The 19,751-nt window shown below is 71.6% G+C and carries 16 protein-coding genes; 4 read left to right on the top strand and 12 right to left on the bottom strand.

Features of this window, described 5'->3' with window-relative positions:
- Genes ACFWXQ_RS09215 through ACFWXQ_RS09205 form a run of 3 tightly spaced genes read right to left on the bottom strand, consistent with a single transcriptional unit; the run spans position 1 to position 4,990 of the window.
- Positions 1 to 672, bottom strand: a complete 672-nt coding sequence (locus tag ACFWXQ_RS09215) for an RES family NAD+ phosphorylase (protein WP_383941433.1) — start codon at positions 670 to 672, stop codon at positions 1 to 3.
- The gene (locus tag ACFWXQ_RS09210) at positions 672 to 1,337 is read right to left on the bottom strand and encodes a hypothetical protein (protein WP_383941436.1); all 666 of its coding nucleotides are present in this window, start codon (positions 1,335 to 1,337) and stop codon (positions 672 to 674) included. The genes ACFWXQ_RS09215 and ACFWXQ_RS09210 overlap by 1 nt, the downstream gene beginning before the upstream one ends.
- The gene (locus ACFWXQ_RS09205) at positions 1,334 to 4,990 is read right to left on the bottom strand and encodes a CHAT domain-containing protein (RefSeq protein ID WP_386267884.1); all 3,657 of its coding nucleotides are present in this window, start codon (positions 4,988 to 4,990) and stop codon (positions 1,334 to 1,336) included. The genes ACFWXQ_RS09210 and ACFWXQ_RS09205 overlap by 4 nt, the downstream gene beginning before the upstream one ends.
- A gap of 167 nt (positions 4,991 to 5,157) precedes the next feature.
- On the opposite strand from ACFWXQ_RS09205, the gene ACFWXQ_RS09200 reads away from it, so the two are divergent.
- Both ACFWXQ_RS09200 and ACFWXQ_RS09195 read left to right on the top strand, forming a co-directional pair.
- Positions 5,158 to 5,619, top strand: coding sequence for a hypothetical protein (locus tag ACFWXQ_RS09200; RefSeq protein WP_383952703.1), 462 nt, complete (start codon positions 5,158 to 5,160; stop codon positions 5,617 to 5,619).
- A gap of 11 nt (positions 5,620 to 5,630) precedes the next feature.
- Positions 5,631 to 6,269, top strand: a complete 639-nt coding sequence (locus ACFWXQ_RS09195) for a hypothetical protein (protein WP_383952705.1) — start codon at positions 5,631 to 5,633, stop codon at positions 6,267 to 6,269.
- Positions 6,270 to 6,327: 58 nt separating this feature from the next.
- On the opposite strand, the gene ACFWXQ_RS09190 is transcribed toward ACFWXQ_RS09195, so the two are convergent.
- A complete protein-coding gene (locus ACFWXQ_RS09190) occupies positions 6,328 to 6,759 on the bottom strand; it encodes a hypothetical protein (RefSeq protein ID WP_383952707.1) in 432 nt (143 codons plus the stop codon).
- 65 nt (positions 6,760 to 6,824) lie between these two features.
- Positions 6,825 to 7,697, bottom strand: a complete 873-nt coding sequence (locus tag ACFWXQ_RS09185) for an RNA polymerase sigma factor SigF (RefSeq protein ID WP_383952709.1) — start codon at positions 7,695 to 7,697, stop codon at positions 6,825 to 6,827.
- Positions 7,698 to 7,855: 158 nt separating this feature from the next.
- Between ACFWXQ_RS09185 and ACFWXQ_RS09180 the strand changes: the two genes are divergently transcribed.
- Positions 7,856 to 8,401 carry a TetR/AcrR family transcriptional regulator gene (locus tag ACFWXQ_RS09180; RefSeq protein WP_383952711.1) on the top strand — a complete coding sequence of 182 codons (546 nt, stop codon included), beginning with the start codon at positions 7,856 to 7,858 and terminating at the stop codon, positions 8,399 to 8,401.
- A 58-nt stretch (positions 8,402 to 8,459) separates the two neighbouring features.
- Positions 8,460 to 10,013 carry an MFS transporter gene (locus tag ACFWXQ_RS09175; protein ID WP_383952713.1) on the top strand — a complete coding sequence of 518 codons (1,554 nt, stop codon included), beginning with the start codon at positions 8,460 to 8,462 and terminating at the stop codon, positions 10,011 to 10,013.
- 8 nt (positions 10,014 to 10,021) lie between these two features.
- On the opposite strand, the gene ACFWXQ_RS09170 is transcribed toward ACFWXQ_RS09175, so the two are convergent.
- The 7 genes from ACFWXQ_RS09170 to ACFWXQ_RS09140 form a co-directional block, all read right to left on the bottom strand.
- Entirely contained in the window at positions 10,022 to 11,197 is a 1,176-nt protein-coding gene (locus ACFWXQ_RS09170; protein WP_383952715.1) for an aminotransferase class V-fold PLP-dependent enzyme, read from the bottom strand.
- A gap of 621 nt (positions 11,198 to 11,818) precedes the next feature.
- Positions 11,819 to 13,777: a DUF2264 domain-containing protein gene (locus ACFWXQ_RS09165; protein ID WP_383952717.1), complete on the bottom strand. Its 1,959-nt coding sequence runs from the start codon at positions 13,775 to 13,777 to the stop codon at positions 11,819 to 11,821.
- 87 nt (positions 13,778 to 13,864) lie between these two features.
- Positions 13,865 to 14,845, bottom strand: a complete 981-nt coding sequence (locus tag ACFWXQ_RS09160) for a hydroxyacid dehydrogenase (protein ID WP_383952719.1) — start codon at positions 14,843 to 14,845, stop codon at positions 13,865 to 13,867.
- A 103-nt stretch (positions 14,846 to 14,948) separates the two neighbouring features.
- Positions 14,949 to 15,869, bottom strand: a complete 921-nt coding sequence (locus ACFWXQ_RS09155; RefSeq protein ID WP_383952721.1) for a carbohydrate ABC transporter permease — start codon at positions 15,867 to 15,869, stop codon at positions 14,949 to 14,951.
- Positions 15,866 to 16,834: a carbohydrate ABC transporter permease gene (locus tag ACFWXQ_RS09150; protein WP_383952723.1), complete on the bottom strand. Its 969-nt coding sequence runs from the start codon at positions 16,832 to 16,834 to the stop codon at positions 15,866 to 15,868. Before ACFWXQ_RS09150 ends, ACFWXQ_RS09155 begins: the two co-directional genes overlap by 4 nt.
- Before the next feature lie 107 nt (positions 16,835 to 16,941).
- A complete protein-coding gene (locus tag ACFWXQ_RS09145; RefSeq protein ID WP_383952725.1) occupies positions 16,942 to 18,279 on the bottom strand; it encodes an ABC transporter substrate-binding protein in 1,338 nt (445 codons plus the stop codon).
- A 131-nt stretch (positions 18,280 to 18,410) separates the two neighbouring features.
- Entirely contained in the window at positions 18,411 to 19,499 is a 1,089-nt protein-coding gene (locus tag ACFWXQ_RS09140) for a LacI family DNA-binding transcriptional regulator (protein ID WP_386267879.1), read from the bottom strand.
- Between the last annotated feature and the right edge of the window lie 252 nt (positions 19,500 to 19,751).

Genomic DNA, 19,751 nt, shown 5'->3' with positions numbered 1-19,751 from the left:
TCAGCGTCCCGCCGTGGGCTCCGCGTCCGAGACCGTCGCACGGACCGGGCCCAGCAGCCGCCGGGCCTCGGCCGCTCCCTCCGGCGTACTCAGAGACACCGTGCGCTCGGGCACCGGCTCCAGCGGACACGTGCCGCAGCGGTCGCCGAACAACTGGAGTGCCTCGCGCGGCCGGTGGCGCTTGGACTGCCACAACAGCCCCTGTATGCCGGGGGCGTGCTCTCTGATCAGCCGTACCCAGTACCGGGTCTTGGCGTAGTCGTCCCGCTCCGCGTCGACGAGCCAGGAGTCCTGCCACACCGCGGCAAGTCCCTCCGCGCTCATCAGGTCCACGAGGGCGAGGTCGGTGGTGGTGCGCAGCACGGACAGACGGTATCTGCCCGCGAGTGCCATGGGGATGCGGCGCTGGGCCCACGGCCCGTCGAACCGCACCGACCGAAGGAGCACCTCGCTGAGCGCGGTGACGGGATCGAGTGCCGCGTACAGGTAGGGGAACGGGTCCTGTTCGGTGGCTCCGAAGCGGTCGCCGTCGAAGAAGGCGTGCTGGCGGCTGGGGTTGAACGAGTCGGGCGGGCGTGTCTCGCGGTGGCAGCGGTACAGCTCCGTGCCGACGGGCAGCACACGGACCAGAGGCTCCATGCGGGCCCCCTCGGGCGGGGCGTGGCCGGCCATCAGTCGTCCTCCAGGAGGGCGCGGGCGGCGGCGAGAACCCGATCGTCCGGCACCACATCCAGCAGCTCGGCCGGAACGCCGTCCAGCCATTCGTTGTCTCCCAGCCACCAGTCGGCGGCGCCCCACGGGTCCTGGCCGGCGAGCAGCAGCCGGTTCACCTCGCGCACCACCGGACGCAGCTCACCGGTGGCGGGTACGAACTGGAACTCCGGGTAGCGGTCACCGAGTTCGGGGTCGTGCAACCGGATCAGGTCGTCGGCCGCCGCGTCCGTCACGGCCGCGATCACCGTGTCCGCGCCCCGCGCCGGGGCGTGCAGCAGCCGCTGCCGGGTGGTGTCCAGGACCTCCTCGGCCGTCGGTGGCGGGCCCGCCAGGAAGCCGAGCAGGTCACCGAGGCGGTCCCGGTCGACGACGACACCGCCGCCCGGGTCGCGTTCGGCGTACCGCACGCCGTCGCGCAGCGCCGCACCGACCGGGTGGTGCTCGGGCATCACATGCAGCATCCGGCCCACTTCCCGTGCGGCACGCCGGGTGGGGCCGCGGCCGACGGCGTCGCCGAGCTCGGTGACCCGGCGCAGCAACTGGGCCCGCTCGTCCGAGCCCAGTTCGGCGAGCGTCTGGGCCCAGTGTCGGTGCAGCAGGGCGATCAGCTGGTCGGGGGTCATCGGGCCGGGTCCTTCCTGGGAGGTTCGGGGGCGGGATTTCCCTGATGGATGAAGGCGGCCCAGTTCTGGAGTTCGCCGATGTCCTGTTGCGCGAGGAACGGGTCCAGCATGTCCAGCCCCGTGACGGGACGGCGGTGTTCGGTGGGGGTGAGGGCGTGGCGCTGCGTGGCCCGCAGGGCGTCGGGCGGGGCGAGACCGGCGTTCAGATGGTGGTGCAGGACCGTCATCAGGGCCGGGGTGACACCGTCCGACACGGCCCAGCGGGAGCCGATGACATCCGTGGCCAGCCGGTGCACGAGGGCGGTGGTGAGGGTCAGGGCCTCGTCGTGGTCCGCCTCGCTCACGTCGGTCTCGCACGCGCTGAGCACCACGAGGGGGCCGCTGCGGTCCCCGGCCGACGGGGCGTCCAGCAGGGTGGTCACGGTGAGATGGCCGGTCTCGGGGGGAGCACCCTCCTCGTACCACAGGTGCAGCGCGGAGCGGGTGGGGTCGGTGCCGGCGGTCCCATGGCACGCCAGGTGCACCATCGCGGCACGGGCGGCCGAGCCGTACGGCTCGGCGCCGAGCACCCTCAGGACGGCGGCCGGCGTGGGGAGACCGGGGCCGGTCACGGTGTCGTCGCCCTGCAGGACGCGGGCGTCGCCGTAGTACGCCCGGCTCAGCGCCTGGATCTCGTCCTCGGCGTAGTACAGGTCCCTGGGCTCCGCGACCAGCACCTGCCCGCCTTCGATCGGCAGCCTCGACCGCCGTGTCCCATGGACCAGTTCGGAACCGGACGCGGCGAAGGTCACGACCGCGAGTTCACAGAGGTGGGCGGTCGAGGGGACGTCGGCCTTCTGCCCGCCGTCGTCGGAGTCCTCCCGCGGCAGCGGCAGTCGCGCGGCCTGCCACGGTACGGCGCCCAGGTCGCCGCAGGGCACGATCACCAGCCGGACCGGTTCGGGGGACTCGTCGGCGCCGTCCGGCCGCAGCCCGCTCTCGGCCAGCGCGCGCTGCCACAGGCCCAGTGCGTCCAGTACCGGTCCCATGACCGACGCGCCCGCCCAGTCGCACAACCGGTCCAGGGACCGCTGCCACCTGCTCACCGCGCGGCGGACCGCGGGAATCGCGTCGATGTCGGTGGTGTCCGCGCCCCGGCTGCGGCGCAGTTCGACCCCGGCCCGCACGAACTCTTCCAGCGGCCCACGGTCCGCGGTCGACAGGCCCGGCAACTCCACCACCCGCACTCCGAGTCCGGGCCGCACCAGCAGCGCGGCGCCCGTCTCGGCGTCGGTGCCCGGCACGAGATAGACCAACGCGTCGGCCCGGCAGCGGACCAGCGTCGCGCCGAGAACCGGCGTGGGCGGCGGCCCCGATGCCGCGCTCGCGGCACCCGGGGCCGTGCGCACCAGCTCCAACGCCTCTCGGCGCAGCGCGCTGGGCAGCCGCGGCACTCCCGTCGCGTCCGGATGGAGCACCTCGTCGAGGACCGCGGGTCCGGCGGCGCCGGTGGTCACCGTGGCCTGCCGCCACGCCGCCGCCGTCTCATAGGCGCCGAGTGCCTCCAGCCGGTCGGCCACCGTGGTCCCGGCCGCGGCGGCGTGCAGGACCAGGGCGCGCCCGGCCTCCAGACAGGCGACCGCCTCCTCGGGCCGGCCCAGGCGCACGGCCCAGCCCGCCGCACGGACGCCGAGGCTGCCTGCCGCCCGGGCGGCGCGCAGTCCGTGCTCGGCACCGAGCTGGAGCAGCACGTCGTCGGCCGAGGCACGCAGAGCCAGCCTGGCGTGGGCGAGCGCCCGGGTCAGCCGGTCCCGCAGTGCGTCGTCGTGGGCGGGGGCGCCGGAGCCGGCACGCTGCGCGAGGGCGGTGGCCAGCTGCTCGTGCAGCGGCACCACGAGATCGGCCGCCTCGGTCCTGGCCCGGCTGCTCTCGGCGCTCAGGTCGGCCTCGGCCCGCTCCAGTTCGGCGATGGCGTCGTCGAGGAGGGCCTGGTCACCCTCGCGGCTGTGCAGAGCGCGCAGGGCGAGTGCGATGGCCACACGGTTGCGGGGGCGCTGACCGGACACGGAGGCGGGCGCGTCCAGCGCGGCCCGTGCCGATTCGAGGGAGCGCCGCATTCGCTCGGAGTCCGGTTCGAGGTGCGTGGCGAGCGCGAGCAGCGGAGCTTCCATCGCGGCGAGCAGCGGGCGGGCGAAGGGGAGCGTGCCGGTGTGGGCCAGGGCGGCGGCATGCTGGTCGACCGCGCTGCGCAGCGCGGTCAGGTCGGCGGTGAGCTGCACCCGGACGAGTTCGAGGCCGCAGAGGATGATCCGGGGCAGCCCGCTCCACTGGCTCTCGTCGTCGGTCTCCTGCGCGATCAGGGCGAGGAGTTCGTCCCGTACCTCGCCCAACGCGTGGACGTCACGCTCGCGTTGGGCCCGGTCGAGGGTGAACTGGGCCTGGAGACAGCGGTTCATGAGCAGCAGGCCGGGCGCTCCGGGCCGGTCGGGGGCGCCCTCGGCGAGCAGACCCCCGGGGGTCAGGGCGGCGTCGATCAGTTCCTGCGCGGTCTGCCCGTCCTGGAGGCTGTGCCCCACCAGCTGGGAGCCGACCAGCACCGCGGGCACGGTCGCCTGGAGCAGCCACTCCGTCTCGTGGTCGACGGGCCCGTCCGCCTCCCGGATCTGTGCCAGCAGTTCCAACGCCTTCGCGAAGTGGGCCTGTTCGCCCGTACGCATCCCGAGGGCCAGGCAGGAGAGCGCCGCGATGGCGCGGGCCTGGCCGCCGTCGGAGCCGGCCTCGGCCAGCGTCCGCTCGTTCAGCACGCGCAGTTCGTCGAGCGTGATGAAGCCGGGGCTGATGATCTCGGTGAGGATCGTGGGCGCGTCCAGTGAGCGCGCCATCTCCTCCATCTCCGCACGGCCGGGAGGCCCGGCTTCCTGCGCGGAGCGCGCCGCGTCCACCGGGGCGCCGTCCGAGGGCAGTACGTCGAACGCCTTCGCCATGTACGGCAGCGCCTGTGCCAGCCCGCCCAGTGAGCCGCTGTCGGGCAGCATGCCGGGCAGCGCGGCCATGATGTCGGCCAGCGCGCCGGTGTTCCCGTCCCCGGCGGCCCGCAGCAGCGGCACCATGGTGGCGATGCCCTCGATATGAGGTGGCAGCGGCACCCCCTCCCCCGCCACCTCCCGTCCCAGTTCGACGACTTCGGGCAGCACCTCCAGCGCGGTCGTGCCCTGCGCGGCGGCCGGCAGGCCCAGGGGAAGGTACCGGGCCAGGCCGGGTGGCAGCGCGGCCACCCCGCTGTCGGCCGGGGAGATGTCCAGCAGCGGAGCCAGCAGCAGGACGGCGAGGTCACGGGCGGCGTCGCGACGGAGACCGGGGTCCAGATCAGGCATCCGCCGCGCCTCGCGCAGCAGTTCGATGGCCCGTGTGCGGTCGGCGGGGTCCCGCCCGTCCGCCCACCGGGCCGCGAGCAGCGCCCCGAGCCGGGCGGTGACCTCGCTCCCCGCTCCGGACGCCGTCTCCGCGCCGCACTTTTCGAGTTCGCCGATCAGCACGTCCCGGGTGGCCCTGTCCGGGCCGGCCGGGGTCAGGTCCTTCCCCGTGTACGTCACCCCGGCACCGACGGCACGGCGGAGGATCCCTCGCACCCGCTCCCCCTCCGAGTCCGCTCCGAGCCCCTCGTCGACCGTCAACTGCCGCCCCGTTCCGTTCGGTTCCGTACCCGGGCCGGTACCGCTCCCCCGTGCGGTACCGACCCCTGGCCGACCACACGGCCCCCTGCCGCACGGTCACGTCATGATGCTCCGGCCCACCCGTACGAGCGAGGACTTTGCGGCGTACGACCAGAATGCGACCGGCTTTGGACCGAACCCGTCCCGACCTGCGCGCAAGAGGCCACGAGCAGAACAGCGACGAGCGCTGCGGGCCCATGGGCGCGATCTCGGCCCTCACCTCCTGGCACCATCGGCTCATGGAGGCGGGCGGACGCGCGCCGTACGTGCAGGAGATGCCGATGCCCCGACGTCCCCACCCCTTCGAGGAGATCACCCGTCCCACCTACGCCGAGGCGCACCTCGCCGGGCTGCGGATCGAGGGCAGCCGCCACGAGGCCGTGCTCAGCGGCGTCTGCCCACGCTGCGAGCATCCCTTCCAGTACGTCCACCCCCTGGCAGGGTTCCGGGGGCTGCGGCGCCCTCGGTCCCGCGACACCTACTCCGTCCAGGTGGCCTGTGTCTGCACGGAGGAGCATCCTGGGCGGCCGGCCGACGACGAAGGCTGCGGCGCCTACTGGATCCTGCTGCTGCAACGGAACGGCCGGTGAGGTGGCAGGCGTTGCCCGGACCGGCCGCCACACCCGCGGACCGCGCCGCCGCCCGCCACCGCCGGCAGCTGGTGCGCCAGGAACTGCCCCGGGTCCGCGAGGCCGCGGCAGCCTGGCGCACGGGGCTGGCCGCGCTGCTGGTCGGCATGGTCGGCTTCGGCCTGATCAAGGGCCGCAGCGACATCCGGGAACTGGCCACGCCCTACGACATCGTGGTGGGCTGCCTGCTCCTGCTGACGCTGGCGACCGGGACGCTGGGTGCCGTACTGCTGCTGCGCGCCGCACACGGCAGGCCCGCGGCCACCGTCGTGCAGCAGACACCGCCCGGCGTGCTCGCGTGGGGTGAGGAGGCGCTCGACCACCAGGAGACCCTGCGCGCGGCGAAGGCGCTGACGCGGGGTGTGGTTCTGACGGTGCTGTGCGCCGCCGCGCTCACCGCGACGGTGGCCGTGACCTGGTACGGGCCCGACAAGTCCGAGCCGCGGGTGGAGGTGGTCACCCCGGACGGCGGTTTCTGTGGCAGTCCCCGCGGCGTCACCGACGGCCGGATGCTGCTGCGCACCCCGGCGGGCGAGGTGACGGTCCGCCTCGACGAGGCCCTCACCGTCCGCGCGGTGGAGTCCTGTCCGGGTCCCGGCACGACCGGTTGAGCCGCCCGCGCGGCGACGCGCCCCGACGACGAACGTCACGGCGGTCCGCCGACGACCACTACCCGGGCCTGCCCAGGGACCAGCCCGACACGTCCGTGAGCCGGCCGCGCCACAGAGGCATGGCCACGGTCCCGTTCGTTCCGGTGACTCCGGTGGCGTCGCGCAGGTGGATCCACTGCGGCAGCCGTTGCGGGCCCTGGTTCCCCTGTTTGTCGACGACCGCCTGGTCCACCTGCTCGGGGAACCGCTCCAGCAGCCGCGCGCCCGGCCCGTCGATACCGCGCAGGGTCGACGCCCAGCCGGCGGCCCATGCCTCGTGGGAGATCAGGTCGCCGTGGAGGAAGCCGCCCCCGATGACGAGAGTGATCGGCAGGGCGACCTCGGTGTCCAGTCCGATCAGCCGTACCAGCATCTGCAGTTGGACGTCCGGCACCGGCTCGGTCACGACCGGTGCGGACGGCTGGTGGAGGGGATCGTGCTCAGCGCTCATACCCGGACTCATACCCGGCGGTCCTCTCGATGCTGCTCGCGCGAACTGTTCGGGCCACGGGAGTCTCAGGTGGGCAGGAGGCCTTTGCGGAGCTTGGTGAGGGTGCGGGAGAGCAGGCGGGAGATGTGCATCTGCGACAGATGCAGTTCGCCGCCGATCTCGGCCTGCGTCATCTCCTGGCCGAAGCGCATCTCGATGATGGTCCGCTCCCGCTCGTCGAGCTCCTGCAGCAGAGGCGCGAGCGCGTGCAGGTCTTCGAACAGGTCCAGCGCCGGATCGACTTCGCCCAGCGTGTCCGTGTACTTCAGCCCACTGTCGCCGGTCTCGTCGTCGCCGCCCGGGGTGTCGATGGAACCGGCGACATAGCCGTTCGAGGCCACAAGACCTTCGATGACCTCTTCCTCGGTCAGGCCGAGGTGGGCGGAGAGATCCTTCACCGTGGGGGTGCGGCCCAGCTGCGTGGTCAGGGCTTCCTTGCTCTTCGCGATGTCGACACGCAGTTCCTGCAGGCGCCGGGGGACGTGCACGGCCCAGCTGGTGTCGCGGAAGAAGCGCTTGATCTCACCCGCGATGTAGGGAATCGCGAACGAGGTGAACTCGACCTCACGGGAGAGGTCGAACCGGTCTATGGCCTTGATCAGACCGATGGTGCCGACCTGGATGATGTCCTCCATGTCCCCGCTGCCCCGGTTGCGGAAGCGGCGGGCCGCGAAGGTCACCAGGGACAGGTTCATCTCGATCAGCGTGTTGCGGGCGTACTGGTACTCCCGCGTGCCCTCCTCCAGGACCTGCAGCCGGTCCAGGAACAGCCGGGACAGTACGCGCGCGTCCTTGGGGGCGACCTTTCCGCCGTCCTCGATCCACGGCAGGTCCTCCGCGGCCTCCGGAGTTCCCGTACTGAGAGCAGTTCCTTGACGGGCGTTCACGGAGGTGGTCACGGTGCCGCCTTAGTTGGAAAGCAGGATGGATGTCTCCTGCCCGCTCAGCGGCGAGGCATGTGCGGACATTCGTACGGATTGCCCGCGACCTGGATCCCTGCACCAGGCCGACTCCGCCACCTGCGTAACTGTACCTTCCGGATGGTACAGTTACGAATATGCGACCGAGTTCGAGAACCCAGATCCTGGATGCCGCGATCCGTGTGACGGAGAAAGAGGGGATCACGAGCCTGACCCTGGAGTCCGTGGCCGTGGAGGCCGGGCTGACCAAGGGGGGCCTGCTGTACCACTTCCGCACCCGGGAGGAGCTGCTGCTGGCGATCCAGCGGCATCTGACCGAGGGCTGGGAGAGGCAGTTGGAGGCGAGGCTCGGGAAGGCCTTCGCGGAGGCGACGGCGGCCGAGCGGGCGATCGCCTACACGCTGATGGACATGGAGAGCGAGCCGCGCAAGGCGGACCTGGCGTTCATGGTCGAGTCGGCGTCCGACCCGGAGCTGGCGCAGGTGTGGAACTCGCTGGTGGACCGGTGGGTACCGGTGCCGTCCGAGCCCGATCCGGCTCAACTGGAGCTGTTCCTGGCCCGGATGGCAGCGGACGGGCTGTGGCTTTTCGAGGCGACCACCGGGACGAGACTCACGCCCGCGGTGAAGGATGCCCTGCGGCAGCGGATCGCCGCGCTCACCGAAGCGGCCTCCACGCCGTGACCCACAGGCCCGGCGCCCTGCCGGCGCACCGTCGAATCCAGAAGATCCGGGGTACGGGATGAGCAAGGCACGACGCTGGTGGGTCCTGTTGACCGTCTCGGCGGGGCTGTTGCTGATATCGGTGGACATGACGGTGCTCTACACCGCCCTGCCCACCCTGACCGGCGATCTGCACGCCGACGCCTCGCAGAAGCTCTGGATCATCAACGCCTATCCGCTGGTGTCGGCCGGCCTGCTGCTGGGCACCGGCACGCTGGGCGACCGGGTGGGACACAAGCGGCTCTTCCTGGCGGGCCTGGTCATCTTCGGTGCGGCCTCGACGATGGCCGCCTTCGCCCCCTCCCCCGGGATGCTGATCACCGCGCGCGCCTTCCTGGCGGTGGGCGCGGCGACGATGATGCCCTCGACACTGGCGCTGATCCGGCTCACCTTCGAGGACGAGCGGGAACGCGGGGTGGCGATCGGCATCTGGGGCACCACGTCGGTGGTCGGCACGGCGCTCGGACCGGTCCTCGGCGGCTTCCTGCTGGAGCACTTCTGGTGGGGTTCGGTGTTCCTGGTCAACGTGCCCGTCGTCCTGCTCGCCCTGGTCGCGGCGGTGTTCCTCGCACCGGGCGGATCCGGCCGCGCCGACCGGCCCTGGGACCCGGTCGCCTCCGTGTACGTCATGGCCGGCCTCGTCGGCCTGGTCTACGCGATCAAGGAGACCACCAGGCCCGGTCCCGCACCCCTGCACATAGCCGGGGCACTGCTGGTGTCCTTCCTCGGCTTCCGGGCCTTCCTGCGCCGCCAGCGCACCCAGCCCTACCCCCTGATCGACTTCGCCCTCTTCCGCAACCGGCCCCTGCTCGTCGGTGTGCTCGGCGCCGGCCTGGCGATGTTCGCCACCGCGGGCATCCAACTCGTCCTGGCCCAGCGCCTCCAGCTGGTCATCGGCCACACCCCGCTCGGCGCGGGCCTGCTCGTGGCCGCGTGCGCGCTGGGTGCCCTGGTGGCCGGGGTCGTCGTCGGCGGGCTGGTCCACCGGGTCAGTGTGCGAACGCTGATCGGCGGCGGCCTCGCCACGAGCGCACTGGGCATCCTGCTCACGCTGCTGCTCACCCCCGGCGCGGTCCCCGTCCTGGACTCCGCGCAGAGCTCCGGCTGGGTCGTCCCCGGCCTGATCCTGGCCGGCGCGGGTCTGGGCACCACGATGACCGCCGCCTCCGCCGCGATCATCGGCGGCGCCCCGCCGCACCGCGCCGGTATGGCCTCCTCGGTGGAGGAGGTCTCGTACGAACTGGGCAGCCTCACCGGTGTCGCCGTCCTCGGCAGCGTGCTGACGGCGGTCTACACCGGCACGGTCACCCTGCCCTCGGGTGCCCCCGACACCGCGGCCGACAGCCTGGACGAGGCCCGCGCCACCGCCGACCACCTGCCCGCCGAACAGGGCCGCCCCCTGCTGGACGCCGCCACCTCCGCCTTCGACAACGGCTACAACGCGACCCTGGTCATAGCCACCGCCCTCCTGGCCGCCGGCTCCCTCTTCACCTACCGCTACCTGAGCCGCACGGCCAAGCCCACCCCCGTCACCACGGAACAGACCGAACCGGCCCTGGACCCCTCACCCTGACCCGGCGGCTACCGCGCCGCGAGCTCACCGAACACCTCGACGGCGCGGTCGAGTTCGGCCTCGGTGTTGTAGTAGTGCGGCGACAGCCGCACCAACGGATGGACGCCCCGGTCCTCGGTGTCGAACTGGGTGTGGGCCGCCACGGTGGCAGTGACATTGACACCGCGCCCCGCAAGCGCGGCGGCAACGTCCGCGCTGGGCAAGCCATCGACCTTGGCGGTCACGATCGCGCACCGCTGCCGACCGAGGTCGTACGTAGTGACACCGGGCAAGGCGTCCAAACACTCACGCAACCGTTCCCCAAGCCCGACGGCACGCCGCCCGATGCCCTCCATACCGATCTCCAGAGCCTGCTCGACGGCGGCGCTCAGGCCGAGCACGTTGGCGTAACTCACCTCCCAGGTCTCGAAACGCCGGGCACCGTCGCGCCAGGTGAAACCGCGCTTGCCGTCCCAGGTGGCGGAGGCGATCTCACTGACGTACGGCTCCAGGTGGTCCAGTGCTTCCCGGCGCACCCACAGAAATCCCGTACCGCGCGGGCCGCGCAGGAACTTCCTGCCTGTGGCGGTGAGCATGTCGCATCCGAGTTCGGCGACATCGACCGGGAACTGGCCGACCGACTGGGTGGCATCGAGCAGGAACGGCACACCGGCGGCCCGGCAGATACGACCGATCTCGGCCGCGGGGTTGACCAGGCCGCCGCTGGTGGGGACATGGCTGACACCGACCAGCCTGGTCCGGTCGTCGATCAGCTCCGCCAGGGCTGCGGTGTCGAGCTGCCCGGACGCGTCGTTGGGCACGACGACAACCTCGGCGCCGGTACGCCGGGCGATCTGCAGATAGGCGAGGACGTTGCTTCCGTACTCCGCGCGGCCGGTGAGGATGCGGTCGCCGGGCGCGAACGTCATGGAGTAGAAGGCGGCGTTCCAGGCGTGCGTGGAGTTGTCGAACAGCGCGACCTCGTCTGGGCTTCCGCCCACGAGACGGGCGATGTTCGCATACGTGGCGTCGATCCGGTCCCGTTCCTGGTTCGCGGCCTCGTACCCACCGATGTCGGCCTCCAGCTCCAGATGGGCCGTCATGTCCCGAAGGGTCCTCCTCGACATCAGCCCGGCGCCCGCGTTGTTCAAATGAACCCGGTTCGCGGTGCCCGGGGTGTCCCGGCGGATCGCTTCGATGTCCATTCCCTGTGCCCCATCTCTACGCTCGGACGCCTCCGCCTTCCCTTCCCCACCAGCCCACCCAACACGCGGGGCTCCGCCCGGGGCTTCTGGATCCAGTGCGGCTCGGTTGGGGCTGGTCGCGCAGTTCCCCGCGCCCCCAAAAAGCACCGGTGGCCAAGGCCGGTTCGTCATGTGCGGGTCCGCCGTAGTTGCTCGCGCAGTTCCCCGCGCCCCTAAAAGCAATCGGTGGCCGAGGCCGGTCTGCCACGTGCGGGTCATCTTGGGTTGCTCGCGCCGTTCCCCGCGCCCCTAAAAGCCGGTGGCCGAGGCCGGTTCGTCATGTGCCGGTCCGCCGTGGTTGCTCGCGCCGTTCCCCGCGCCCCTGAAGGGGCGCCCCCCTCCGGACCGCGCCCCTGGCGGGGTACCGGCCGGAGGGGACGTGGCGGGATGTGTGGCCGCAGCTTACGAGGACAACCGTTTGCGGTCACCGTGCTGCAACCGTGGTTCAGGGCGGCCGCTGCGGACGCACATGCCGACGCGGCCCCGCACCCCACAGACGAGCCGCAACCCCCACCCACCCCAGGGGCGCGGGGAACTGCGCGACAAGCCCCCACCCACCCGCAGACAAACACGAACCCCTACCTACTCGGTGACACGGAGGCCACCCGCACCATCCCCACCGAAGTCCACGACCGTGCGCCCCCCATCACCCCAGCGAACAGCGACAACAAGCCCGCTCACCTCAACACCGGCCTGCCCAGCAAGCGGCGCCGCCCCGGCTTCCCCGGTGAGAGACGCCAACGCCACAAACACCGTCCCCTCCGCCCCCTCACCAACCGTTCCGGTGAGCTCGGGAAGGAGCGCCCAGGCTCCGAACGCCGTGCCCTGCGGCGCCCGCACCACGCCCGGCGGCGCAGCCCACCCGTGCAGCCCGGCCAGTTGACTCGTCACCTCCGCCCCGCCGAGCCGTACCTCCGAGCCCTGGTCGACCTCGGGGACGGTGCCCGGCGGCAGCGCGACAGCCCAACCGCTGTGATGGACCGGCGTCCCCACCGGCACACCCACCGTGCGATGAACACGCAGTTCGAGCCGGCCACGGGCCAACGTCAGGCTCTCGATCCGTGCAGAGGGGAACACGGGCCCGCCCTCGGGAAAGACCGGCCGATGCCACGAGGCGAGCCAGTCACGCCCAGCGCCCAACGGGTGAATGCGTACACGCGCACTCCGCAGACCACGGGCCGACAGCGCGACATGGTTGTCGGCAGCGTTGGCCGCGCTGGTCGGACCGGTACGGGTCGAGTACGCGAACCGGGCGTACAACGGATCGCCCGGCGCCCGCTCCGGCTCCGCCTCCGACACCCGCGAGTCCAGCTTGTAACTGCCGTGGTTGTGCAGGCGCGACAGACCGTCCCCGCCCGTGGTCTGAATGAGCAGCCCGGGCGCGGGAAGGGCCAGCACCCGGTCGGCCCCCTCGACCGGCGCCGAACCCTCCGTGGCCGTCCACACCGGATCCTCGGCCGGGATCAGCAGCGAGAGGAACCCCTTGGAGGCCCAGTACGGCGACCCGGGCCCGGAGTACCGCTGAAGAGTCGCCCCGTGCGGCCCGTACCAGCCAAGTCCGAGGAGCCCGTCCGCGGTCGGCGCACCCCGGTCGACGAAATGGCGCAGCCCCCCGCTGAGGATGCGGCGGGTGACGCCAGGGTCGAGCGGAGTCTCACCCGTGAGCGCACCGAGCGCCACGGCGGTGACGGCCGCGAAGCGGTACGTCAGCGAGCGCCCGTGGTGAATCGGCGCCCCGTTCGCGTCGAAGAGCAGCGCGAACCCGTCCAGGAACTCCCGCAGCCGCGGGCCGAGCCGGTCGAGCAGCGCGCGGTCCCCGGTGAGGTGGGCGTGCAGCAGCGGATAGAAGTGGAGGGCCCAGCCGTTGTAGTGGTCGAAGGAGCGGCCGTCGCCGTCGGAGTACCAGCCCTGGCCCTGGTACCAGCCGTCCAGCAGGCCGAGCGCCCGGTCGATCGCGCCGCGTGTCTCGGCGTCGCCCCGTCCCACGGACTCCAGGAATCCGGCCACGGTCAGCGGGAAGAGGTACCAGTTGTTGGGGGCGGGCGTGTGCCGCAACGCGCCGCGCAGCCACTGCTCGACGCGGTCCTGGTCGGCGGCGGGGAGGGTGTCCCAGGTCCAGGGCGTGGTGAGCCGCAGGGCGAGCGCCACGGAGGCCGACTCCACCATGGGCTGGCCCTGGATGCCGTGGTGGCCGATCTCCGGCCAGGACTCGGCGTCGTCGCGGCCGGGGGTGCGGGTGCCGCGCGCGAGGCCGGCGGTGTAGCGCTCCAGGAATCCGTGCGGATCCTTGCCGGACGCCCCGGCGGTGCGGAACGCGGCGAGCAGGAACGTACGGGCGAACCCTTCGAGACCGTCGGAGCGCACCCCCGACCGCGAGGGCGGGCCGGGCAGGTCGATCAGGGCGTGGCCCGGGGTGGCGTACCGGAGGGCGGCGGCCAGCAGCCGGTCGCCGGTGGCTTCCCAGTGGGCGCGGGTGTATCCGGTGTGCGGGCTGAGGGTGCGGTCTTCCTCGGGGGCGGCGGGCAGCGGGTGTTCAGGCATGGGAGGGGCCACGTCTCCTGTTCGTTGCGTCAGTTTCCGAAAGTCCGTTCCGAGGCTTCCGAAAGCGGCTGCGATGGGCAGGTCGGGTCAGGCGAGCCGGGCCAGGTGTTCGGGCCGGACGGGGTGGGCGAAGGGGCGGCCGAGGGCGTACGACTCGATCTCGGTCAGTGCCAGGTCGGCGAGGCGGCGCAGTTCGCCGCCCTTCGAGCCGGCGATGTGCGGGGTGATGAGGACGTTCGGGCAGTCCCACAGCGGGGAGTCGGCGGGCAGTACCTCCGGCTCGGTGACGTCCAGGACCGCGTTGATGCGCCCGGACACCACCTCGCCGGTGAGAGCGGTCTGGTCGACGACCGCGCCGCGCGCGGTGTTGATCAGCGTGGCGCCCGTGCGGAGCCGGCCCAGCAGTTCGCGGCCGACCAGGCCGCGGGTCTCGGGCAGCAGCGGTGTGTGCACGCTGAGGACGTCGCTGACCGTGAACAGATCGGGCAGGGAGACCGGCTCCGCCCCGAGATCGCGCGCCTCGGTGTCCGTGACGAAGGGGTCGTGGAGCAGCACGTTGAGATCGTGCGGGCGGAGCAGGTCGATGACACGGCGTCCGATGACGGAGGCGCTCAGGATGCCCACGGTCCTGCGGTAGTTGCCCGCGTCGGGGTGGCGTGCGTTCCAGTCGATGCGCCGGCGCTCGGTGCGGTAGGTCCGGGCGGTGTCGAGGACGCGTTTGTTGGCGAGCAGGATCATGGCGAGGGTGTACTCGGCGACCGGCACGGCGTTGGCCGCGGCGGCGGAGGACACGGTGAGGCCGCGCTCCCAGCAGGCGGCGGTGATGTGGTGGCGTACGGTCCCGGCGGTGTGCACGACGGCGCGCAGCCGGGGCGCGGCGTCGAGTACCGCCGCGTCGATGGGCGGGCAGCCCCAGCCGGTGACGAGCAACTCGGCGTCGGCGAGCGCGCGATGGGCGGCGGGGGTGGTGAGGTCGTCCAGGACGAGCTGCGGATCGATGTCGGTGAGGGCGGCCAGCCGGGCCCGTACATCCGCGTCGAGGACCTGCTCCGCGGTCCTGTGTGCCATGGCGAGCACGGCACGCGGGCGTGGACGGGGCCGGAGGTCGGGGTGGGTCACTGGATGCTCCTACGGATCAACTGGGGCTCCTTGCACATCACTTGACGGCACATCACTTGACGCTTCCGGCGGTCAGGCCGGACTTCCAGTAACGCTGCAGCGTGACGAACGCGACGATCAGCGGGACGACGGCGAGCAGCGAGCCGATGACGACGAGCGGGTAGTACTCGGGCGAGACGGTGGCGGAGCTGTTCCAGGTGTAGAGCCCAAGGCTCAGCGGATACAGGTGCTGGTCGGAGAGCATCACCATCGGCAGGAAGAAGTTGTTCCAGATGGCGGTGAGCTGGAAGAGGAAGACGGTGACGAATCCGGGTCCGAGCATGCGCAGACTGACGCGTACGTACGTCTGCAGTTCGCCGGCGCCGTCCACGCGGGACGCCTCCAGTACCTCGTTGGGTACGTAGCCGCTGCTGAGCAGGCGGGCGAGGTAGACGCCGAAGGGGTTGAAGAGGACGGGGATGAAGACCGCCCAGAAGGTGTTGACCAGGCCGATCTCGGAGGCCACCAGATAGAGCGGGAGGGCGAGCACGGTCTGCGGGACCATGACGCCGGTGAGGACGAGACCGAACAGCTTCTCCTTGTGCCGGAACTCGTACTTGTCGAAGGCGTATCCGGCGGAAACGCTGATGAGGGAGCCGACGAGGGCGCCGCCGACCGCGTACAGCAGGCTGTTGAGGTACCACTCGCCGTAGAGGCCGCCGTCCATGGCGAACAGGTCGGAGAGGTTGCGGGAGAGGGAGAAGTCGCCGAGGGAGAAGATGTCGCTGCCGAAGAGGGCGTCGGCGTTCTTGGTGGACGCGAACAGCAGCCACAGGGCGGGCAGCATCGTGTAGAGGGCGGCTATGAGGATGACGGCGTTGGCGACGCCGCGGCTGGTGAGTCCGGACTTCCCGAAGGGGCGGCCGAGTGGCTTGGCGGGCGGCCCGCCGGAGGTGGTCGTGGGTGAGGTGGTCGTGGGAGTCGTCGTGGTCATTTCGCGCTCCGTTCCCGGCGGCCGGCCCAGCGCGTCACGGCGAACGACAGGGCGCAGGTGACGACGAGGAGGATGACGGAGGCCGCGGAGGCGAGTCCGTAGTTGTTGCGGCGGAAGGCCGCGTCGTAGATGTACATGTTCGGTGTGAAGCGGGAGTTGACCATCGGCGTGGCCTGGTTCATCAGCATGGGCTCGGTGAACAGCTGCAGGGCACCGATGAGGGAGAACATGCACACCATGAGGACGGACCCCCTGATGATGGGGATCTTGACCTGGAACGCGGTGCGGATGCCTCCGGCCCCGTCGATCCTGGCCGCTTCCAGCACCTCGCGCGGAAGCGCCTGGAGGGCGGCGTAGAAGATCACCATGTTGTAGCCGAGGCCGCTCCACAGGGCGATGTTGACGATCGACGGGAGCACGGTGTGCAGGCCCAGGAAGTCGATGGTGATGTCGGCCTCGGCGAAGAGCTTGATGACCGGGCTGAGCCCCGGTGTGTAGAGGTACAGCCAGATGACCGCCGCGATGATGCCGGGCACGGCGTGCGGCAGGTAGAGCAGCATCTGGGCGGTGCGCCGCAGCCGGATCAGTCCGGAGTCGAGCAGCAGGGCGAGGCCCAGGGAGCCGGCGACGACGAGCGGGACGAAGATCACGCAGTACAGGGCGATCGAGCCGAAGCCGGAGACGAAACTCGGGTCCTGCAGTACGGCGAGGTAGCTGCGCAGTCCGGTGAAGATGGTGCGACCGCCGCCGAAGCCGAGGCCGTCGTGGTCCTCGGAGAAGAAGCTGAGGTAGACGGCGTAGCCGACGGGGACGAGGAACACGGCGACGAGCAGTGCCGTGAACGGGGCGAGGAGCGTGACGTAGGCGAACCTCTGCTGTCGGCGTCCGGCTCTGCGGGTGCGGGCGGGGTCCGCCGGTGGCGGTGTGGTCCCCGCCCGTTTTCTGGGAGTCGTCAGTGTGCTCACGGATGCACCTCGGATCCAACCTGATGTGCGGCTCTGGAGGGGTGGTGTGCGGGCGCGTGGTGTGCGGGGGCCTGGTGTGACGCGGCGGCGTGTGGCACGGCGGCCGGTCAGCGGGTGGTGACGGACAGACCGAGGCTCTTCAGGTCGGGCAGGGTCTTGCTCTGTGCCTCCCGGAGGGCCTCCAGGATGGTTCCGCTGCCGACACCGGCCCGCGCGAGGCCGTCGTCGCCGGAGCTGATCGTCGAGACCATGCGCGGTCCCCACTTCCATCGGGTGGAGATCAGCTCGGCCTCCCGCTGGAAGAGGGAGAAGATGTCCTGGCCGCCGTAGTAGCTGGTGTCCATCTCCTTGCGGGCGACCGGGACCAGATCGGGCACGGTCGGATACGCGCTGCTGACACCGCTGGCGAGCTTGGCCTTCAGCGCGTCCGGGCTGGTGACCATCCACGTGATGAACTCCAGGGCCTCCTCGGGGTGCTCGCTGTCCTTGGTGACCATGAAGGTCGAGCCGCCCTGGGTGCCCAGGGACGGCTTCTCCGGGTCCCACTGCGGGGAGGGGGCGATGGCCCATTTGCCCTTGCCGCCCGGGGTGGAGGCCATCATCGAGCCCGCCGCCCAGGCGCCCGCCAGCCAGCCGGCCGTCTCACCGCTCTGCAGATGCGCCCGCCACTGCTGACTGGACGAGGGCTCGACCCGCACCAGGTCGTCGTCCACGAGGCGCTGCCAGTACGCGGCGACCTTGCGGGTGGGGGCGTCGTCCATGGAGACGTTCCAGGACGTGTCGGAGGTGTCGTACCACTGGGCGCCGGCCTGCCAGCTGAGGCCGGCCATGGCGAGGGTGCCGCCGGTGGTGAAGAGGGAGGCGATACGGGAGTCGGGCCTGACCTTCTTCAGCTTGCGGGCCGAACTCTCGAACTCCGCCCAGGTCCTGGGCACAGGGATGTCGTACTTGGTGAACAGGTCCTTGCGGTAGAGGAAGACCATCGGCTCGATGTCGACCGGCAGGGCGTAGGTGCGCCCCTCGAACGTGGTCAGGTCCATCGCCTGCGGCAGGATCTTGCGGCGCACCGAGTCGGGCAGCATGTCCGTGATGTCGCGGGGCACACCGTCGATGGCGTAACTGGGCAGCTGGGGATACTCGATGGTGGCGACGTCGGGGGCGTTGCCCGCCCGGGCGGCGTTGCTGAGTTTGGCCCAGCCACCCTGGTCGCCCGAGGGGACCTGCTCGAAGTCGACCTTGATCCGGGTGTGGGTGCGGTTGTACTCGTCCACGACCTCCTGGCTGCCGCGCAGCGCCGACCAGAAGGTGACGTGCACCGGCCCGTCTCCGGCGCTGTCCGCCTTCCCGCCGCCGGAGCAGCCCGCCGCCAGCAGCATGGCGAAGATCGTGAGCAGTGCCGTCACGGCCGCACCTGAGCGTCTGACTGCTGGGCGTTGAGCAGGCATGGGCCCTCCCGCGTCGTTGCTGGGTCATGGGCATCCTCAGCGTCAGACGAAAAAGGCGTCAATACATCGAACAGAAGAAACTGAAGCGGTCAAACGAACAAAATGGAGCACCAGGCGACTTCCGACGGGGGTCAGACCACCGGCGCGGCCGTGGACTCCCTGATCACGAGACCCGGCAGCAGTTCCACGTGCCGGGTGGCCCCGGGCCGCAGCCCGCCGCCCGCCATGTCGAGCCGGCGCAGCAACAGCTCGATGCCGGTCCGGCCCAGCTCCGTCTTGGGCGGGGCGACGGCCGTCAGCGGGACCGGCCCCATGTCGGCGACCACGTCGTTGTAGGCGACCACCGAGCAGCGTCCCGGCACGTCGATTCCCGCCGCCAGCAGGCGTTGCACCAGCATCAGAGCGTCCATGTCGCTGTGAATCAGCACCGCCGTCGCGCCGCTCTCCCCGACCGCCTCGACCAGGTCGGCCGCCCGTGGATCGGCGACGCGCGGGTCGGGTCCCGCGGTGCTCGAACTGAGAATCGTGGGGCATCCCTCCGCGAGCCCCCGGGCGGCGGTCTGCTCGGCGAACTCGGCGCGGATGACCCGCGCGGTGGGGCTGTCGTCGCGCGCCGCCAGCACGATCCGCCGGTGCCCGAGGCCGACCAGGTGCCCGAGCGCCAGATGCACGCCGTACGCGTGGTCCGTACGCACACAGTCCAGTGAGTAGATCCCGCCGGACCGGGCGGGGCGCCGCTCCACCAGCACCGCGGGGACGTCCAGGGCGGCCAGCCACGAGTGGTCCGCCTCCGCCTCCGCGCGGGTGCGCCAGTGCGGTGACAGCAGCAGGCCGCGCGCTCCGGCGTCCACCGCCTGGCGCACCGCGTCGCGCTCCGACCCGCCGTCACCTGCGGTGATGTGCAGCGCCAGCCGCAGACCGGCCTTCGCCGCGGCCTCCCGCGCGCCCTGCACGGCCTCGGTGAGATAGGTGTTGCTCTCCGGTACGACCATGGCGACCGCGTCGCCGCCGACAGGAGCCTCCTCGGGCACCGGCCGCAGTGAGCGCGCCACCCCATGCCCGCGGCGCACCTCCCCGCGCCGGGCCAGGTCCTCGACGTCCCGGCGCACGGTCACCACGGAGACGCCGAGTTCGCCGGCGAGATCGGTGATGCGCGCGACACCCCGCTCCCGCACCGTCTCCGCGATCCGGTCCTGCCGCGTCCGCGCCGACTCCCGCATGTCCCCACCGCTCCCGCCCACATCGGCCGCGCCGCCCGGCCCCACCACCGCACGGCGGCTCGCGCGATCGAGTTTCGCGCGATGTCCTCATCGTAGCGATCAATCGATCAAAGTGACGGCCACGGCCGAGGTTCGTTGGACCGGTCACTGGACCGGGCGGGCGGTTTCCGGCGTGCGGCCCAAACATCGAAGAATGAACGTCAAATGAACGCCGACGGAGGGAATCGCATCTACCTCCCCAGTAGCCCCTCC

Origin of the sequence: Streptomyces sp. NPDC058697, assembly GCF_042715345.1 — a bacterium.
Lineage (GTDB): Bacteria > Actinomycetota > Actinomycetes > Streptomycetales > Streptomycetaceae > Streptomyces > Streptomyces liliifuscus.
The sequence above is the reverse complement of the archived record's forward strand: the minus strand, read 5'-3'. Positions and strand labels throughout refer to the sequence as shown.